17 protein-coding genes and 1 riboswitch are annotated in these 18,578 nt (G+C 69.5%); of the genes, 4 read left to right on the top strand and 13 right to left on the bottom strand.

Annotation, left to right across the window (positions count from 1 at the left end):
* The first annotated feature begins 389 nt into the window (after positions 1 to 389).
* On the top strand, positions 390 to 1,733 hold the full coding sequence (locus OC372_RS15825; RefSeq protein WP_262002666.1) for a CoA transferase: 1,344 nt from the start codon (positions 390 to 392) through the stop codon (positions 1,731 to 1,733).
* Here the strand turns inward: OC372_RS15825 and OC372_RS15820 are convergent.
* From OC372_RS15820 to OC372_RS15810, 3 genes are read right to left on the bottom strand one after another with little or no spacing between them, the layout of a single operon-like run.
* A complete protein-coding gene (locus OC372_RS15820; protein WP_262002664.1) occupies positions 1,718 to 2,512 on the bottom strand; it encodes a DUF4184 family protein in 795 nt (264 codons plus the stop codon). The two genes, OC372_RS15825 and OC372_RS15820, sit on opposite strands and share 16 nt — an antisense overlap.
* A gap of 28 nt (positions 2,513 to 2,540) precedes the next feature.
* Positions 2,541 to 3,842 (bottom strand): tyrosine--tRNA ligase, encoded by a 1,302-nt coding sequence (tyrS, locus tag OC372_RS15815; protein ID WP_262002662.1) that lies wholly within the window; start codon positions 3,840 to 3,842, stop codon positions 2,541 to 2,543.
* A gap of 39 nt (positions 3,843 to 3,881) precedes the next feature.
* The gene (locus OC372_RS15810; protein ID WP_262002660.1) at positions 3,882 to 4,835 is read right to left on the bottom strand and encodes an aldo/keto reductase; all 954 of its coding nucleotides are present in this window, start codon (positions 4,833 to 4,835) and stop codon (positions 3,882 to 3,884) included.
* 53 nt (positions 4,836 to 4,888) lie between these two features.
* On the opposite strand from OC372_RS15810, the gene OC372_RS15805 reads away from it, so the two are divergent.
* Positions 4,889 to 5,245, top strand: coding sequence for a MerR family transcriptional regulator (locus OC372_RS15805; protein ID WP_262002658.1), 357 nt, complete (start codon positions 4,889 to 4,891; stop codon positions 5,243 to 5,245).
* Positions 5,246 to 5,258: 13 nt separating this feature from the next.
* On the opposite strand, the gene OC372_RS15800 is transcribed toward OC372_RS15805, so the two are convergent.
* Together OC372_RS15800 and OC372_RS15795 are read right to left on the bottom strand one after the other, a co-directional pair.
* Positions 5,259 to 6,089 (bottom strand): hypothetical protein, encoded by an 831-nt coding sequence (locus OC372_RS15800; RefSeq protein ID WP_262002656.1) that lies wholly within the window; start codon positions 6,087 to 6,089, stop codon positions 5,259 to 5,261.
* A complete protein-coding gene (locus tag OC372_RS15795; RefSeq protein WP_262002654.1) occupies positions 6,086 to 6,730 on the bottom strand; it encodes a SatD family protein in 645 nt (214 codons plus the stop codon). The genes OC372_RS15800 and OC372_RS15795 overlap by 4 nt, the downstream gene beginning before the upstream one ends.
* Before the next feature lie 60 nt (positions 6,731 to 6,790).
* Between OC372_RS15795 and OC372_RS15790 the strand changes: the two genes are divergently transcribed.
* On the top strand, positions 6,791 to 7,375 hold the full coding sequence (locus OC372_RS15790; RefSeq protein ID WP_262002652.1) for a DUF1349 domain-containing protein: 585 nt from the start codon (positions 6,791 to 6,793) through the stop codon (positions 7,373 to 7,375).
* Positions 7,376 to 7,600: 225 nt separating this feature from the next.
* Complete coding sequence (locus OC372_RS15785; RefSeq protein ID WP_262002649.1) at positions 7,601 to 8,437, top strand: type IV toxin-antitoxin system AbiEi family antitoxin domain-containing protein; 837 nt, start codon at positions 7,601 to 7,603, stop codon at positions 8,435 to 8,437.
* A gap of 134 nt (positions 8,438 to 8,571) precedes the next feature.
* Here OC372_RS15785 and argH read toward each other — a convergent pair whose 3' ends face one another.
* The 8 genes from argH to thiM all read right to left on the bottom strand — a co-directional run bounded on the left by argH (position 8,572) and on the right by thiM (position 18,486).
* On the bottom strand, positions 8,572 to 10,002 hold the full coding sequence (gene argH, locus OC372_RS15780) for an argininosuccinate lyase (protein ID WP_262002647.1): 1,431 nt from the start codon (positions 10,000 to 10,002) through the stop codon (positions 8,572 to 8,574).
* Positions 10,002 to 10,931: an ornithine carbamoyltransferase gene (gene argF, locus OC372_RS15775; RefSeq protein WP_105710834.1), complete on the bottom strand. Its 930-nt coding sequence runs from the start codon at positions 10,929 to 10,931 to the stop codon at positions 10,002 to 10,004. Before argF ends, argH begins: the two co-directional genes overlap by 1 nt.
* On the bottom strand, positions 10,928 to 12,133 hold the full coding sequence (locus tag OC372_RS15770) for an acetylornithine transaminase (protein WP_262002645.1): 1,206 nt from the start codon (positions 12,131 to 12,133) through the stop codon (positions 10,928 to 10,930). The genes argF and OC372_RS15770 overlap by 4 nt, the downstream gene beginning before the upstream one ends.
* Positions 12,130 to 13,047 carry an acetylglutamate kinase gene (gene argB / locus OC372_RS15765; protein WP_262002643.1) on the bottom strand — a complete coding sequence of 306 codons (918 nt, stop codon included), beginning with the start codon at positions 13,045 to 13,047 and terminating at the stop codon, positions 12,130 to 12,132. The genes OC372_RS15770 and argB overlap by 4 nt, the downstream gene beginning before the upstream one ends.
* Complete coding sequence (gene argJ / locus OC372_RS15760) at positions 13,044 to 14,201, bottom strand: bifunctional glutamate N-acetyltransferase/amino-acid acetyltransferase ArgJ (RefSeq protein WP_262002641.1); 1,158 nt, start codon at positions 14,199 to 14,201, stop codon at positions 13,044 to 13,046. Before argJ ends, argB begins: the two co-directional genes overlap by 4 nt.
* On the bottom strand, positions 14,198 to 15,250 hold the full coding sequence (gene argC, locus OC372_RS15755) for an N-acetyl-gamma-glutamyl-phosphate reductase (protein ID WP_262002639.1): 1,053 nt from the start codon (positions 15,248 to 15,250) through the stop codon (positions 14,198 to 14,200). Before argC ends, argJ begins: the two co-directional genes overlap by 4 nt.
* Before the next feature lie 240 nt (positions 15,251 to 15,490).
* A complete protein-coding gene (locus tag OC372_RS15750; RefSeq protein ID WP_262002637.1) occupies positions 15,491 to 17,641 on the bottom strand; it encodes a bifunctional hydroxymethylpyrimidine kinase/phosphomethylpyrimidine kinase in 2,151 nt (716 codons plus the stop codon).
* On the bottom strand, positions 17,638 to 18,486 hold the full coding sequence (gene thiM / locus OC372_RS15745) for a hydroxyethylthiazole kinase (RefSeq protein WP_262002635.1): 849 nt from the start codon (positions 18,484 to 18,486) through the stop codon (positions 17,638 to 17,640). Before thiM ends, OC372_RS15750 begins: the two co-directional genes overlap by 4 nt.
* Positions 18,477 to 18,570: riboswitch (TPP riboswitch) on the bottom strand. (Overlaps the previous gene by 10 nt.)
* Positions 18,571 to 18,578 lie beyond the last annotated feature (8 nt).

Genomic DNA, 18,578 nt, shown 5'->3' with positions numbered 1-18,578 from the left:
CTCCCACGACCCAGCCATCACAGCCAGGCCCGCAGGGCAACTTCTCTATCTTACCCACCCTGTCCCGCTTGTCAAATCGGCGCGCCGTGCAGATCAGAGATCCGCAGCGCAGCTGATGACAGCCGCAGAAGAGGTGGATTCCCTATCCTAGACGCAAGCGCCTGATCTCTCAAGTGAGAGTGGATCGGGAGTGGTTCTCCGCTTGAGGGGGGTGAAGCTCTTGGCTCCTCCGCTTCCCTGTGGGGCGAACAAGTAATAAGTTACGTGGGTTCCGGGGTTCTGGCAAATCGGGGCATACAGCCCGGGCGTGTCGTTCGAGCTTCCGCGCGCTTTACGCCGGATCAGCCGCGGTTTCCGTTGCCGCGTGCCGCCGAGAGTACGATCTGGCCATGCTCCCACTCACCACTGACCCGGCTCCCAACCCGGGAGCTGCTCTGCTCGACCGTGTCAGGGTTTTGCTCGATCTCCCCGCGGCAGAGGGAACGACGGAAGCTCACGCCGCCGTCGCCCTGCCCTCTCGGCTCGCCACCGCGGAACTCGCCTGGGCCAGCGTCGCCTCTGCCCTGCTCGCCGCCGGTCGCTCGCCCGCGCTCATCGACCCGCACCGTGTGGCCACCGCCTACCGGAGCGACCGCGTGCTCTCGATCGACGGCGTCGCTCCCTCGGTGTGGTCGCCCTATTCGGGTTTCTGGCGGACTGCGGACGGATGGGTCAGGACCCATGGGAACTATCCGCATCACTCCGCCGCTCTGCGCACCGCACTCGCACTGCAGGATGACGCCGACGCCGATGCGGTCCGCGCCGCACTCGAGGAACGGACGACGGCTGACGCCGTCGCGGCGATCACTCGGCTCGGTGGTCTCGCCGTCGCCGTGTCCGCCGAGGACCCCGCCGCTGATCGAGCCCTCCGTGCGGCTCCGCTTCTCGAGGTCCGACGCACCGCCGCCTCCGCACGTCGTCGCCCACGCGGCTCACGAGCGACGGCGGCGCAGGATGATCGCCACCCCCTCGCCGGTATGCGCGTGCTCGACCTCACCCGCGTTATCGCCGGTCCCGTCTGCACCCGCACGCTCGCTCTCCTCGGCGCCGACGTGCTGCGCATCGATCCGCCGCACCTGCCCGAACCCGAGTGGCAGCACCTCGACACCGGGCACGGCAAGCGCTCGGCACGGTTGGATGCGCGCACCGCGCAGATGCACGACCTGCTCTCAGACGCCGATGCCGTGGTGCTCGGCTACCGTCCCGCCGCGCTGGACCGACTGGGACTTCATCCGAGTGTGCTCGCCGAACGGTATCCGGACCTGGTCGTCGCGCAACTGAGTGCCTGGGGCACGGAGCATCCCGATCGCGCCGGCTTCGACAGCCTCGTCCAGGCGGCATCCGGAATCGCGCTCATCGAGTCGCCGGACGCGGACCGCCCGGGCACGCTTCCCGCCCAGGCGCTCGACCACAGTGCCGGATATCTGCTCGCCGCCGCGGTGACGGCGCTGCTGCAACGCCGCACCGGCGAAGGCGGGTCCTGGTACACCGGCACCTCGCTCCGCCGCATCGCCGCCGAACTTCTCGGGATGCCGCGCAGCCGGGAGCCGGAAGGGGAGGTCGGGTTCGACGTCGGCCCGCACCTCGCGCGCTTCGAGGTCGACGGCAGGTCCCTCGTCACCTCGCGACCGGCGATGACCGGTCTCGAGTTCGATGCCCCGCACCTCTGGGGGTCGGATCAGGCGATCTGGTGACGACGGCCGCGAACCGCCAGAACGACGCAGAGCACGAAGGTGATCGCACCCCAGAGCGCACATGCCGGAGGCAGCACGCGATAGGCCAGATGCTGCACGGTGAACTCCGTGTCGATGGGACCGAACGCGATGATCCCCCAGACGAGCGCAGCGACCAGGATCACCGGGAGCGAGACCCACCACGCGATGCGCACTCCCTGCGGCAGCCACCGAGTCACACTCGTTCGCGCTTCCCGCCGGCGCAGCCACAGCAGCGCCCAGACACCGATGATGAGCAGGCCGATCACACTCGATCCGTGCTGAAGCCACTTGAATCCGGGCAGCGGACCCCACATCGCGTCGAGACCGGGGAGCAGCTGCACGCCGGCACGACCTTCATGCGTGAAGAGATCCCAGAGGATGTGCGAGGCCACGCCGATCAGGAAAGACACCGCGAGGAGCACCGGATACCAGCGCTTCTCCCCCACGCCGACGGCTCGTCGTGCGGCTTCCGCGCCGCCCTCGCGCCAGTCCTCCGGGAGCCGACGCGCCAGCCACAGCGGCACGAGTTCCGGCACCGCGGGACGCAGGATCACGCGCCAGACGAGGAAGAGCACGAACGCGAGGAGTGCCGTCCACAGGATGTTGCCGAACGTGTGGGTGAACGAGTAGTTCAGCCCGACACCCCGCACGAACAGCGGCAGATCCGGCGCCATGGCGCCGATCGCGATCGCCGCGGGCACCAACGGCGTTCGGATGAACGGCAGCGCCACGAGCGCGTGACTGGGAGTGAAAGGCATCCGGCTCTGCTATCCGAAGCGCGAAGGCTCAGCCGAGGAAGACGCCGGCGAGGGTCTTCTTGCCACGACGGAGTACGGACACTCCCCCGGGAAGAGTGCCCTGGACCGCGGCAGTCTCGTCTTCGACGCGGTTGCCGTCGAGCGTGACACCGCCCTGCGCGATCGCACGCCTCGCCTCGGAGAGGCTGGCGACCAGCCCGGTCGCGACCAGCACGTCGACCACCGGGGTGCCGGTGGCGACGGTCGCATTCGGGAGCTCTTCCAGCGCGGTGCGGAGTGTCTGCGCGTCGAGCGCGGTCAGATCGCCCTGTCCGAACAGGGCCTCGGATGCCGCGATCACCGCCGCCGCCGCGTCGATGCCGTGCACGGTCGCCACCACTTCGAGCGCGAGACGCTTCTGGGCGGCACGACGGAACGGCTCCGTCGCCACGAGTCCGGCGTACCCCTCGATCTCCGAGCGGCTCAGGAACGTGAAGACCTTCAGGCGGTCGACGACGTCGGAATCCGCGGTGCTCAGCCAGAACTGGTACATCCGGTACGGGCTGCACATCTCGGCGTCGAGCCAGATCGCATTGCCCTCGCTCTTGCCGAACTTCGTGCCGTCGCTGTTGGTGATCAGCGGTGTGCCGATCGCATGCACGGACGAGCCCTCGGCGCGGCGGATCAGATCCGTCCCGCTGGTGAGGTTTCCCCACTGGTCGGACCCTCCCGTCTGCAGCACGCAGTCGTACTGGCGGTACAGCTCGAGGAAGTCCATCCCCTGCAGGATCTGGTAGCTGAACTCGGTGTAGCTGATGCCCTCGTCGGAGTTCAGTCGCGCGGCAACCGCATCCTTCTTGAGCATCGTGCCGACGCGGTAGTACTTGCCGATCTCGCGGAGGAAGTCGATCGCGCTCAGCGGCGCGGTCCAGTCGAGGTTGTTCACGATGCGTGCCGCATTCTCACCCTCGAAGCTGAGGTAGCGCTCGACCTGCGCGCGAAGCCGCCCGACCCACTCCTCGACGGTCTCGCGGGTGTTCAGCGTTCGCTCGGCAGTCGGACGCGGATCGCCGATGAGTCCGGTGGACCCGCCGACCAGACCGAGAGGCTTGTGCCCGGCGAGCTGGATGCGGCGCAGCGTCAGCAGCTGCACGAGGTTGCCCAGGTGCAGGCTCGGCGCCGTCGGATCGAACCCGCAGTAATACGTGATGGGGTCTCCCGCGAGCAGGGCGCGCAGCGCCTCCTGGTCGGTGGACACCTGGACCAGGCCACGCCACACGAGTTCGTCCCACACGTTCTCGAACGCGGGGTCGATCGCCTGGGGTGCGGTCGTCAGATCGGGAGTTGACACGCGCTCCAGGCTATCAGCGCCGCGCACCGTCGAATCGCCTCACACCGGCTCGTCGAGGAGAGTGATCTCCTCGACGGACAGGGAGATCGACGCCGCATCCATCGCGACATCCAGCTGATCGAGCTTGCTGCCGCCGAGGATGGGACGGATGCCTCGCGCGAGCTGCCACGCCAGCACGATCTGCCCTCGGCCGAGGTCCCGCGCCGCCGCGATCTCGGCCAGCACCGCGAGCCGACGCGCAGTCCCGGGGTGGTCGTACACCTCGGGCACGGACTTCTCCGGGTTGTCATAGGCACCGGAGAGCAGCGGGGTGTACGCCCAGATCTCGATCCCGTTCGCCCGGGCGAAGTCCCGCTGCTCGTCGCTCAGCACGCCGAACGGGTGCGCCACTCCGGGAGGAAGCGTTCCCGGACGCGTGCGCAGGTATGTGCTGTTCAACTGGAACGCGTCGAGGGGAACGCTTCCGATCTTTCTCGCGTGCGCGCGGGCGCGCTCGATGCGCCAGGCCGGGTGGTTGGAGGCGCCGACACGGCCCACCGTCCCGTCGACGGTGAGCGCCGCGAGGGCGTCCACCGTGTCTTCGATCGCGACCGTGCGGTCCTCCTGGTGCAGCCAGAGCAGGTCGATCCTGTCGACGCCCAGGCGTTCGAGGCTCCCTTCGACGGCAGCGTGGATCGCACGCGGAGAGAGACCGGCCCGGTGCTCAGGCCAGGAGCCGGGCCACAGCGGCTCGGCACCGACCTTGGTCGAGATGCGGACCTGCGCTCGTGCATCCGGTCGCGACGCCAGCCAGCGTCCGAGCACCTCTTCGGAGGCTCCCCCCTGCCCCGTCTCACTCGTCCAGAAGCTGTAGCAGTCGGCGGTGTCGATCCAGATGCCGCCACGGTCGACGAAGCGGTCGAGCAGAGCGAAAGAGGTCTCCTCGTCGACGAGCGTGCCGAATGACATCGCTCCGAGGACGAGCGGGGATGCAGGGGTGTTCCGGTTGGTCATGACTTCACTGTGCAACCTGGAGTGCACTCCAGGTCAAGTCCTATGCTCGGATCATGACGACGTACACGCCGGCGGAGACCGCGGCCCGCTCCGGATTCAGCATCGACACGCTCCGGTACTACGAGCGCGAGGGCATCCTGCCCGCGGTATCGCGCACGGCCGGCGGGCATCGCGCGTACACCGATGCCGAGCTCGGCCTCCTGGAGTTCCTCAAGTGCCTCCGCGAGACCGGCATGCCGGTGGAACGCCTGCGCCGCTACGGCCAGCTCTGCCAGCGAGAAGACTCCATCCCGGAGCGGATAGCGCTTCTCGAAGAGCACGCGGTGACGGTCGAGAAGCAGCTCGCCGAGGTTCTCACGCAACAGCAGCGTCTCGCGGAGAAGCTGGACTGGTACCGCTCCGTGGGCTGATTCGGAACCGTCGTCAGCTGTGCGCTGCCCACCAGACGAGGAAGGCGGCGCCGAGGGCGATGACCCAGCTGACGAGGCTGCCCACGAGGAAGTACTCGGCTCTGGCGCCGGTCTCACCGTCGCGGGAGATCTCCGGGAAGCGGACGATCCCCTTCGCCGCCAGCATCGCCGCGAGGATCGGGTACGCGGCGGCGAGCGTGAGGATCAGGACGAGGAGGCGTTCGAGCGGGCCGATCAGTCGCCCGCCCTGGAAGCCGGCCCGCGGATCAGGGGCGGCCGCCACCACAGGTGCCGGATCTGTCGTCGGTTCTGCGAGGGCTGTCGTCGGTTCTGGGAGGGTCTGGCTCATCTCCGCGCCGACCGATGCAGCCCCGACGACGGGTGTGGCCTCGGTGACCTGCTCGGCGGGGCGCCAGGTGTGTTCGCCGTCGAGAGCGGCGCGCACCACGAGGTTCGCGGACTCGAGGAGGAACGCCGACACCCCGAGCACCAGGATCGCCAGGTCGAACGTGACCTCACCGAACGGCGAACGCAACTGCCACACCTCGCCGATGAGTCCGGCCTGGGCGCGTGCTCCCATCGAGATCACGGCTCCGACGACGACGAGCGCGAGGACCACGGCGGGCCAGAACCCCGCGCGTGAGGGTCGCCCGTCGGGCATGCACCAGACCCAGAGCGCGCCGGACGCGAGCGCGGCGATCATTGGCAGGAGAGCATCGCTGACGCTGCCGAGCAGGAGCAGCACGACGGCCGCGGCCAGGTATCCGATCCAACGCCGCGGGACGAACTGCCGCACGAGGTCTGCGGCTCCGATGGCGAGCAGGATGAATCCGGCGATGATCATGCCGGCTCTCCCTTCAGGGCGGCGAGTCCTTCGATGAGCGCGGCGGATCCGGCACGTCGCAGCGACTTCGAGACGCTCGGCTGGGAGATGCCCTCCTGCGCCGCGAGCTCCTGCTGCGAGCGGCCGACCAGGCGCCCGTAGGTGAGTCGCCGCTCGCGCGCACTCATCGCACCCACGAGCTCGTCACGCGCGAGCAGGTAGGCATTGGAGACCGCGATCGTCGACGCCATGACCTCATCCTGCCCCGGGGCTCCGACAATCCAGGTGCGCGTGCGCGGCACGGCGCGCTGCTCGCGGGAGTGCACGGTCTCGATCGCGGCCCGCGCGGCGTACCAGCCCGGCCCGTCAGCGAGCTCGCCGTGTACGGAGGCGACGGCGCGCACCTCTCCCACGCCGATGCCGAATCGGAAGGCGATCCCTTCGGGCAGTCGCAGCTGGATCAGGAAGAGTGAGCGGAGCGCATCGCCGAGTTCTCGGTAGACGCCCTGCTGCTCGTCCCCTACCGTGGGCGTCAACGGTTGCGCCGCCAGCGGGAGGTCGCTCTCGGCCTGCGCGATGGTCTCATCCAGCACGCGCTGTGCGGCGCCGCGGTCCCCGAGTTCACGGGAGCCCACGATGTCTGCGATCACAGCGATGACCATGCGATAACCTTATCACGAATATTCTTAGTTATATGCACTATTTGGTTATGGGATGGAAATATGCCTGATTCGAGCATCATTGCCTGGTCCGCGGGAACCTGGACCCACGACCCCGCCGCCGTGGAAGACGCGGAGCACTTCGACGTCACTGCCGTCGAAGGCAGCGACGCCTGGCGGCACACCGCCTACGGGTTCGTGCACGACACCGAACACGCCCTGCTCGCACCGCTCGCCGTGGGCGAGGCGATGGAGGTGTCGTTCCGGGCGCCGTGGGACGGCCAGTTCGACCAGGCGGGCATCTTCGTGCGGATCGACGACGAACACTGGGTGAAGACCGGCGTCGAGTACGCCGACGACCACCTCGGGCTCGGCGCCGTGGTCACCGACGGAGGGTCGGACTGGTCCGTCGGCTTCGTCGACGAGTGGCTCGAGAGCGAGATCACAGTGCGCGTGAGCCGCTGGGCGGACTCCGTGATCGTGCGGGCGCGCACCGCCGAGGAGCCGTGGCGGCTCGTGCGGGTCGCTCCGTTCGACGGCCAGGCAGCGGCATCCGCCGGGCCCTTCCTCGCCGCCCCGACACGTGCGGGTCTCACCGTACGGTTCACCCGGTGGGCGCGGTCCGCGGCCGACGCCGAACTGCACTGAGCTCGCCGCCGTCTGCTCACCGAGCGTGACGCCGACGATTAGCCGTGGTCCCGACGTTTGACGGGAGAATCCCCGTCGATGCCACGGCGAATCGTCTGCGCGTCCGCTGATTGTCGCCACCAGGTCGCGGCCACCGCCTCTGCACGCGCTGTGGGAGGGACGAGCCATCCACATTCCTCGGCCGTGTGGTCTGACGCCGAGCGTCCGCTCCGGCATCGTGGCGTGATGCTCTCCGCAACAGACACGATCAGAGACCTCGGCGGAATCGTACGGGGGAAGCGACTGCAAACTCTCGGCTTTTCCCGGCAGGCCCTCGCCGCGCTGGTCACGCGCGGAGAGATCGAGCGCCTGCGGGACGGCGTCTTCGCGATCGGTCCGCTGAGTGAGCAGACGCGATCGGCCATCGCGCACGGCGGCGCGCTCACCTGCGTCAGTGTGCTCCGCATGAGGGGAATCTGGGTCCTTCCCACCGAAGACGGCCCTCACGTCTGGCTCGGTCCGGATCAACATGCGCTGCGGCATCCGCACTGCGTGTGCGTCGCGCACTACTACCGCGGAGCCCCACCCCTGGGGGCGGCACCCGTCGAGATTGCACTGCTGCACCTGCGACGTTGCAGCGGCGACGAGGCGTTCTTCGCCGCCTACGAGTCGGCCTGGAGACTGGGGATCCTCTCCTCCGCAGCTCGATCGCGGATCAGAGCAGCGTTACCCCGCACCGCACGGTGGTTGGTCGAGCTGGCGCGGCCCGATGCCGACAGCGGCCTGGAATCACTCCTCCGCCTGCGGCTCCATCTCCTCGGCCTTCGACTGGACTGCCAGGTGATGGTCGACGGCGTGGGACGAGTCGACTTCGTCATCGCGGGCCGAGTCATCCTCGAGGCTGACGGCGACGAAAATCACGGTTCGTCGACGCAACGCCATCGCGATCGCGTGCGAGACGCCACGGCATCACGACTCGGATATGAGACACTCCGATTTGACTATGCCCAGATCATCCATGACTGGCCAGCGGTGCGCGCGTCTGTACTCGGCGCGCTCAGCCGGATGCCGGCGTCTCGGTGAGGTCATCGACAGGATGTGCGGCGCGAGGACGACGATTCGCCGAGGGGATGACGATACACGGAGGGGTCCAAAGGAAACTTCCGTCGAATCGTCACACCGTCGGCGAATCGTAAGTCGTTCGGCGTGTGCGCCGGCTACAGGCCGAGTGCGTGAGCGGCGGCCTGGGCCCGGGCGACCAGCTCGGCGCGCTGCTCGGCGACGCGGACCGGTGCGGTGCCGCCGACGCCGGTCCGAGACGCGACCGAACCCTCGATCGTGAGAACCTCACGCACCTCGGGTACGAGATGCGGCGACACCGACACCAGCAGCTCGTCGGACGCATCCTCCAGCCCGATCCCCTGCTCTTCACACGCACGCACGAGCGCACCCGAGATCTCGTGGGCGTCGCGGAACGGCACCCGCCGCTTCACGAGCCATTCCGCGACATCGGTCGCGAGCGAGAAGCCCTGGGGCGCCAGCGCCGCCATCCGCTCGGTGTCGAAACGCAGCGTCGCGATCATGCCGGCGAACGCGGGGAGCACCACCTCGAGGGTCTGCACCGAGTCGAAGACCGGCTCCTTGTCCTCCTGCAGATCGCGGTTGTACGCCAGCGGGAGCCCCTTGAGCGTGGCCATCAGCCCGGAGAGGTTGCCGATGAGACGGCCCGACTTGCCTCGCGCGAGCTCGGCGATGTCGGGGTTCTTCTTCTGCGGCATGATGCTCGACCCCGTCGAGTACCCGTCGTCGAGCGTGACGAAACCGAACTCGCGGGTGTTCCAGAGGATGATCTCCTCGGACAGGCGCGAGATGTCGACACCCGTCATGGCCGTGATGAAGGCGAACTCCGCCACCACATCGCGGGCGGCGGTGCCGTCGAGGGAATTCTCGGCCGGGCGGTCGAGTCCGAGCTCGGTCGCCACGAGCGCGGGGTCGAGACCGAGCGTGGAACCGGCCAGCGCTCCCCCGCCGTAGGGCGAGACACCGGCACGACGACGCCAGTCCACCAGGCGTTCGAGTTCGCGCACGAGCGGCCAGCCGTGGGCCTGCAGGTGGTGGGCGAGGAGCACGGGCTGCGCATGCTGCAGGTGCGTGCGCCCGGGGAGGATGGCATCGGGGTGGGCCTCGGCCTGGGCGACCAGCGCGTCGATGACCCGCAGGATGTCACGGGCGATCACCCGCGCATGGTCGATCAGATACATGCGCACCAGCGTCGCGATCTGGTCGTTGCGGCTGCGACCGGCGCGGAGGCGCCCGCCCAGTTCCGGTCCGAGCTCGGCGATCAGCGCCTGCTCGAGCGCGCCGTGCACGTCCTCGTCGGTCGGCACCGGGCGCAGGACGCCGTCGGCGACCTTGCGGGCTACGGCATCCAGCCCCTCGTGCATCCGCCGCGCCTCATCGGGCTCGAGATATCCAGCCGCCTCGAGCGCCGTGGCATGCGCGTGGGAGCCGGCGATGTCGTACGGCGCGAGGATCCAGTCGAAGTGCGTGGAGCGGCTGAGCTCCACCAGCTCCGGCGACGGCCCGGTGGCGAAGCGGGCACCCCAGAGCGCGCCCTCGTTGGTGCCTTCGTGCGAGGAGTCGGCCATCACGCGTCCTTCTTGCCGAGCAGCCAGACCAGGAGGGCCTTCTGCGCATGCAGCCGGTTCTCGGCCTCGTCCCAGACCACACTCTGCGGCCCGTCGATCACGCTGGAGTCGACCTCGTAGCCGCGATCGGCGGGGAGGCAGTGGATGAAGATCGCCTCGGGGTCGGCGAGCGTCATCGTCTCGGGGGTGACCTTGTAGCCGCCGAGATCGCGGATGCGCGCGAGCTTCTCCTCCTCCTTGCCCATCGAGACCCAGGTGTCGGTGACGACGACGTCGGCACCGGCTGCGGCCTCGACCGGATCGGTGTAGAGCGTGATCGAACCGCCGGTCTCGGCGGCACGGCGATCGGCGTCCTCGATGACGTCGGCACGAGGGGCGTAGTCCTCGGGCGAGGCGATGCGCACGTGCATGCCGGCCGTGACACCCGCGAGCGCGTAGGAGTGCGCCATGTTGCTCTGGCCATCACCGAGGAAGGTGAGCGTGAGCCCCTTCAGCTCGCCCTTGTGCTCACGGATCGTCAGCAGGTCGGCGAGCAGCTGGCACGGGTGGAAGTCGTCCGACAGCGCGTTGATCACGGGGACGCGCGTTCCTGCCGCCATCTCCTCGAGTCCGGACTGCGCGTAGGTGCGCCACACGATGGCCGCGACCTGGCGCTCGAGCACCCGCGCGGTGTCGGACGGGGTCTCCTTGCCGCCGAGCTGGCTGCTCGCGGTCGAGATGATGAGGGGGGAGCCGCCGAGGTCGGCGATGCCCACCGCGAACGAGACGCGGGTGCGCGTGGAGGACTTGTCGAAGATCACCGCGACGGTCTGCGGGCCCGCGAGACTCTTGTCGGCCCAGCGGTCCTTCTTCAGCTCGATGGCGAGATCGAGGATCTCGGCCTGCTCGGCGGGGGTCAGATCGTCGTCGCGCAGCAGGTGGCGGGTCATGCGGATACCTTTCCGGCAACAGAGGCCTGGACGTCGGCGAGGGAAGCCGTGAACAGCTCGCGGAACTCGGCGAGTTCCGCGTCGCCGATGGTGAGGGCGGGCGCGATGCGCACGGTCTCGGGGTTGGCGGCGTTGACGATGAGGCCGCGCTCCTGCGCAGCCGCGACCACCGCGCCGGCGACCGGAGCGGTGAGCGCGACACCGACGAGCAGACCACGTCCGCGCACGCCCTCGATCAGCGGAGAGTCGATGCCGAGGAGGATCTCCCGCAGCTCCGCCCCACGACGGGCCGCGTTCTCCACCAGGCCGGCGCTCTCGATCTCGGCGAGCACGGCGTCGGCGACAGCGGTCGCGAGCGGGTTTCCGCCGAAGGTCGAGCCGTGCGAGCCCGGGGTGAAGAGGGCGCTCGCGGCACCGTAGGTGACCAGAGCGCCGATCGGGAAGCCGCCGCCGATGCCCTTGGCGAGCGTGATCGCGTCGGGCGTGATGCCCTCGTGACTGAACCCGAACCACTCTCCCGTGCGGCCCGCACCCGTCTGGATCTCATCCACGATCAGCAGCGCGCCGTGAGCGAGGGTCAGCGAGCGCGCGGCGGAGAGGTAGCCCTCCGGCAGCTCGACGACGCCGGCCTCACCCTGGATGGGCTCGACGATGATGGCGGCGACGCGGTCGTCCATCGCCGCCTCGAGGGCCTCGATCGTGGCGGGGATGTGCTCTACACCGGCGGGCATCGGCTCGAACGGCGCGCGCATCGACGCCTTCGCGGTGAGCGCGAGCGACCCCATCGTGCGTCCGTGGAAGCCGTTCTCGAGCGCGAGGATGCGCGTGCGCTCGGCGCCACCGTGCAGGCGGGCGAGCTTGAAGGCGGCCTCGTTGGCCTCGGCGCCCGAGTTCGAGAAGAACACCCGCCCGTCGATACCGGCACCCGCGAGACGCTTGAGCCGTGCGGCGAGTGCGAGCTGGGGCGGAGTGGCGAAGTAGTTCGACACGTGGGCGAGCGTGGCTGCCTGCGTCGAGACCGCCTCCACGAAGGCCGGGTGCGCATGCCCGAGAGAGGTCACCGCGATACCGGCGAGGAAGTCGAGGTGGCGTCGGCCGTCGGCATCCCACAGGTACGAGCCCTCGCCGCGGACCAGCATCGCGAGCCGGTCCCCTGCGTTGAGCACGAGATCGCGTGCCGCGTCGTCCTGCCAGACGGTCATGCCGTCACCTCATTCTTTCCCAGGACCACTTCGGTCCCGATTCCCTTGCTGGTGAAAAGTTCGACGAGCACCGAATGCGGCACGCGGCCGTCGATGATCGCTGCCGCGTCCACGCCGCCCTCGACCGCATCGAGGCACGCCCGCATCTTCGGGATCATCCCCGATTCGAGCTTCGGCAGCATCTCGACGAGGGCTTCCGACGTCAGGTGCGAGACGAGCGAGTCGCGGTTCGGCCAATCCGCGTAGAGCCCAGGCACATCCGTGAGGATCACGAGCTTGCGCGCGTGCAACGACACCGCGAGAGCGGCGGCCGCAGCATCGGCGTTGACGTTGAGCGACTGACCGGGGTGGTCGAGGTCGGGCGCGATGCTCGACACGACCGGGATGCGTCCGGCGGCGAGGTGATCGAGCACGGGGGTCGGATCGACCTCCACGACGTCGCCGACGCGGCCGAGGTCGACCTCTTCCCCGTCGATCACGACGCCGCGACGGCGTCCGCCGAAGAGTCCCGCATCCTCACCGCTGAGACCCGTTGCGATCGGACCGTGCGAGTTGATCTTCGACACGAGCTGCGGGTTGACCTGCCCCGTGAGCACCATACGCACGACGCTGATCGCCTCGGTGTTGGTGACGCGATAACCGCCCTTGAACTCGCTGGGGATCTCGAGTCGCTGCAGCATGTTCGAGATCTGCGGACCACCGCCGTGCACGACGACCGGCAGCACGCCGACGTAACGGAGGTAGGCGATGTCCTGGGCGAAGGCATCCTGCAGCTCCTCCGACACCATCGCGTTCCCGCCGTACTTGATGACGACGATCTGGTCGCGGAACTCCTTCAGCCACGGCAGCGACTCGATGAGAGTGGTGGCCTTCTGCGCGGCGACCTCGGCGGGAGTGTCCTGGATGTCGGTCATGAGGCGTATGCGCTGTTCTCGTGCACGTAATCGTGGGTGAGGTCGTTCGTGAGCACGGTGGCCGTCGACTCCCCCACCTTGAGATCGATCACGAGGTGCGTGGCGCGCGGCGTCAGATCGACCTCTTCCCGGGGGCGATCCGGGCCGCCCTCGGTGCAGACGCGGACGCCGTTCATCCAGACGTCCACGTCGTAGGGGTCGAACTGCGCGTTCGTGGTGCCGATCGCGGCGAGCACGCGGCCCCAGTTCGGGTCGTTCCCGAAGATCGCGGCCTTGAAGAGGTTGTTGCGCGCGACGGATCGGCCGACCTCGACCGCATCCTGCTCGGACACCGCGTGCTGCACCTCGATGGTGATGTCGTGGCTGGCGCCTTCGGCATCGCCCTGCAGCTTCACCGCAAGCTCCTGCGACAGCTCGGTCAGTGCGGCGGCGAAGTCGTCGAGGTCGGGGACGACTCCGGATGCGCCGTTGGCGAGCAGCGTGACCTGGTCGTTCGTCGACATGCACCCGTCGGAGTCGAGCCGGTCGAACGTCTGCCCCGTCGCGCGGCGCAGCACCTCGTCGGCCTGCAGCGGCTCGAGGACCGCGTCGGTCGTGATCACCACGAGCATCGTGGCGAGACCCGGTGCGAGCATGCCCGCGCCCTTCGCCATGCCGCCGATCGTCCATCCGTCACGGCTGATCACGGCGGTCTTCGCCACGGTGTCGGTGGTCATGATCGCCTGCGCGGCGGCGTCGCCCCCGTCGGCACTGAGCGCGGCGATCGCCTGCTCCGTGCCGGAGAGCACCCGCTGCCGGAAGGTCTCGTCGCCGGTGCCGATGAGTCCGGTGGAGCAGATCAGCACGTCACCGGCGCTCACTCCGAGGAGCTCGGCGGCTTTCTCGGCGGTCTGGTGTGTGGTCTGGAACCCGAAGGCCCCGGTGAAGCAGTTCGCCCCGCCGGAGTTGAGCACCACGGCCTCGACGATGCGGTCGGCGACCGCCTGCTGCGACCAGATGATCGGGTTCGCCTTCGCGCGGTTGCTCGTGAAGACGGCGGCACCGACCTTGCGCGGCCCCCGGTTGACGACGACGGCGACATCGGGCTTGCCGGTGGACTTCAGGCCTGCGGCGACACCGGCCGCCTCGAATCCTGCGGGGGCGGTGACGCTCACGGCGCGACTCCGTTCACTGAGAGGGCGCGGTTCTCGGGAAGACCCAGCGCGATGTTCATGGACTGGATGGCAGCGCCGGCGGTGCCCTTGACGAGGTTGTCGACGGCGGTGACCACCGTGACCCGGTTGGCGGCGCGATCGATCGCGAGACCGATGAGCGCGGTGTTGGCTCCGAGTACGTCGGCCGTTCGGGGGAAGCGCCCCTCCGGCAGCAACTGCACGAACGTCTCGTCGCCGTAGGCGCTCTGCCAGGCATCGCGGATCTGCGCATCGGTCGCGCCGTCGACGATCGGCGCCGTCGAGGTGGCGAGGATGCCCCGCGACATGGGGACGAGCACCGGGGTGAACGAGATGCGGATGCCCGCGGCATCCGCCCCGGACGCCGCGGCGAGCGCCTGACGGATCTCGGGGATGTGCCGGTGGGTTCCGCCGACCGCATAGGGATTCGCGGTGCCGAGGATCTCGCTGCCCAGCAGGTTCGACTTGAGGCTCTTTCCCGCTCCCGACGGGCCGACGGCCAGCACCGAGACGATGTCGGAGGGGTCGATCACTCCGGCCGCGACACCCGGGGCGAGGCTGAGACTCACCGTGGAGGCGTTGCAGCCCGGGGCAGCGATGCGCGTCGCCCCGCGGAGGTGCTCGCGCTGCTTCACTCCATCGACGAGGAGCTCGGGGACACCGTATGTCCACGGTTCGTGGAAGGTGCCGCCGTAGAACGCATCCCAAGCCGACGCCGACGTGAGTCGGTGATCGGCACCCGCGTCGATCACGAGCGGCGCGTCGCCCAGGGCGTCGGTGTATTGCCCCGACTGCCCGTGCGGAAGCGCGAGGAACACGATGTCGTGACCTGCGAGGATCTCCGGCGTCGTGTCCTGCAGGGTGAGGTGCGCGAGTGAACGCAGATGCGGCTGGTGGTCGACGAGAGGCTGTCCGGCGTTCGAGTGCGCCGTGACGGTGCGGATCTCCATGTCGGGATGGTCGGCCAGGAGGCGTAGGATCTCGCCGCCTGCGTAGCCGGATGCGCCGGAGACGGCGACGGAATACGTCATGCTTCTACCTTAACGGTCGGGTCCTTCCTCGAAAGGAGGACCGGGGGCGGGGCCGGAGGCGGCGACACCGGCTCTCGACCGCCGCGCGGGCGCAGGCAGGAGGGCGGGGTCGCCTACAGTCGGCGGCCGCGGCGTCGGCGCACAGCGATGACGCTCGGAGCGAGCGTCGAAGAAGCGGTGGCGGCCGAAGGCATGTCGCGACAGTAGCGCGGCCCCGGCAGCCACCGCAAATCCGGACCGTCATCTGCCCGGCGGCGACTCCAGCGGAGCGGCGAAGAAGGCGAGCTCGTGCTCACTCGATGACACGAATGCCCGCCGCATCCGCGCCCTGGTGTCGGCGTCGGCCGCCGCAGCGGCGGCGGACGCGTGCTCGATCGCCGTCCGGGTCGCCTCCTCGAACGCGGGGTCGGCATATGTCGCGAGCCAGGAAGCGAAAGGATGTTGCGGATCGGTCGCGTATTCACCGAACTCTCCCGCGTGCAGACGCCGACCGAGATCCGTGTAGAGCCAGAAGCACGGGAGTACCGCGGCGACGATCTCGGCGTAGTCACCGCCGAAGGCGACGGACCGCAGGTGGTCGAGGTATGCCGTCGTCACCGCGGAGGGTTCCGCCGCGAAGGTCGCCGCGCCCACCCCCTCCGACGGGGTCAGCCAGGACGCGTGCAGTTCGAGCTCGCCGACGATCGAACCGTGGGCGGAGTCCGCCCAGAACGCCTGCTCGGCCGAGGTCGGCGCGAGGCGGGCGGCTTCGGCCAGCACGCGGGCATAGTCGCGCAGATACAGCGCGTCCTGGGCGAGGTACGACAGGAACGGCGCGCGCTCGAGAGAGCCGTCGGCGAGCGCGCGGATGAACGGCAGCTCGTCGATCCCCGCGCGGATACCGGCGATCTCCTGCCACCAGTCCGCGGCGATGTCGGTCGACCCCGGTCGCGTCGCCGTGCCACCACGCTCCCAGAGCCCGGCGAAGTGGCTGATCGGGCCGTGTCCGCGCCCCACGCGCAGCCCGTCCCCCGCGCGGAGGGACTCGCGGAGCCAGGCGCGTGCCGCGCGTACCGCCTCCTCGGGATCACTCCCCTGTGCCAGCAGCGTGGCCAGGGCCGAAGAGAGCGAGCAGCCCGTGCCGTGCGTGCTCGACGTCACGATGCGCGGGCCGGTGAACTCCTGGCGAAGGCCGCGACGCCTGTCGACCAGCGCATCCGGAGCTTCGTCGCCGGTGAGATGACCGCCCTTGACGAGCACGGCGGCACCGATCTCGGCCGACAGCTCCTCGGCGGCGGTGATGCCGTCGGCCCAATCGACGATGTCACGACCGGTCAGCACCGCGAGCTCGGCGAGATTTGGGGTGACCAGCGTCGCGCGACCGAGCAGACTCCGCAGCTCCGCCTCGGCATCCGGAGAGAGGAGCCTGTCCCCCGACGTCGCGACCATGACCGGGTCGAGCACGACGACGGGCGGACGCACCCGATCGAGCCACTCGCCCACCGCGCGGATCACCTCCGTCTCGGCCAGCATCCCGATCTTCACCGCATCGATCACGACGTCGTCCGACACCGCGTCGAGCTGGGCACGGAGGAAGTCCGCCGGCGGCACATGCACCGCCCGGACACCCTGCGTGTTCTGCGCGGTCAGCGCGGTGAGGACGGCCATGCCGTAGCCGCCGTTCGCGGCGATGGACTTGAGGTCGGCCTGGATACCCGCCCCTCCCGAAGGATCACTCCCCGCGATGCTGAGCACCCGTGGCACGGACCCCGCGAGCCAGCGTCGCCGGAACTCCCGGGCGGTCGCGGCGGGATCATCGGCCGCACACAGCGCCGAGACCACGGCGAGCCCGGCGGAACCGGCATCGCGAAGCGCCTCGGTGTCGTCGATGCCGACGCCGCCGATCGCCACGCACGGAAGCGGGCTGCGGGTCACGAAGTCGCGGAACCCTTCCACGCCGAGGGGCTCAGGATGATCCGGCTTGGTCGAGGTCGGACGGATCACCCCGACGCCGAGGTAGTCGACCGTTCCGTCGGGCAATGCGAGAACCGCGTCGAGGTGCGCTGCACTGTTCACGGTGAGACCGATCAGCGCATCCGGCCCGAGAACCTCGCGGGCCCGCAGCACCGACGCGTCCCCCTGCCCCAGGTGCACGCCGTCGACGCGTGCACCGCGGGCGCGGGCGGCGATTGCGGCATCCAGCCGATCGTTCACGATGAGCAGCGCACGACCGTCGATCGCCTGCGACAGCGCGAGCAGCTGCTCGACCGTCTCGGCATCGGACGCGGTCTTGTCGCGAAGCTGCACGATGCGCACGCCCCCGTCGACGGCACGGCGCACGGTATCGACGACACCGCGGTCGCCGCACAACGTGGGATCGGTGACGAGGTAGAGGGAGAGGTCGGCGTTCACCGCGCACCCGCCTGCACACGGGCGTCCGCGATCACGTCGGCGGGGCCCACGGAGGCGAGGGCGTCCAACAGCGCCACGGCGAAGCTGCCGGGGCCGGTCGAGATCGTGGCGGCGCGCTCGGCCGCGATCGTGTACACGAGGCTCGCGGCGGCGACGGCCGTGAGGGCATCGTGTCCGGTATTGCGCGCGGTACCGAGGAATGCGGCCATCACGGCCCCGAGAGCGCAGCCCCCGCCGGTGACCCTGGTCAGCAGCTCGTGTCCGTTCGCGAGGCGCAGCACCCGCTCCCCGTCGGTGACGAGGTCGATCGGACCGGACACGGCGATCACGGCACCCGTCCGTCGCGCGAGGGCAGCGGCCGCGTCGGCTGCCGCATCCGTGCTGTCGGTGGCATCCACTCCGCGACCACCGGCGCTGAGGCCGGCGAGCGCGAGGATCTCCGAGGCGTTGCCGCGGATCGCCGTCGGACGCTGCTCCGCCAGCCGGTGCGCCAAGGCAGTGCGGATCGGCAGAGCTCCGATCGCGACCGGATCGAGCACCCATGGGGTTCCGGATGCCGCAGCCCCGGCGACGGCCTCGAGGCTCGCCGCGCGCTGCTCGGGAGTGGGCGTTCCCAGGTTGATCAGCACGCCGGAGGCGACACCGGCGAACATCTCGGCCTCTCCGACGATGTCGACCATGGCCGGGGCAGCCCCCAGGGCGAGCAGCACGTTGGCGGTGAACCCGGCGACGACCGTGTTGGTGATGCAGTGCGTCAGTGGGGGCGTCTCGCGCAGCACCCCCCACAGGGCGGCGGCGGCGCCGGGCAGATCGGTGATGGAATCAGGACGCAGAAGATCGCTCATCGCGACATCCCTTCGCTAGTACGAACTAGATCAGGTTCGACGGGTCTGTTCTCAGCCGCGGATGCGGCACCCCGTGTCACTGCTCAGAGTCT

It is taken from the genome of Microbacterium sp. Mcb102 (assembly GCF_024519805.1).
Lineage (GTDB): Bacteria > Actinomycetota > Actinomycetes > Actinomycetales > Microbacteriaceae > Microbacterium.
The sequence above is the reverse complement of the archived record's forward strand: the minus strand, read 5'-3'. Positions and strand labels throughout refer to the sequence as shown.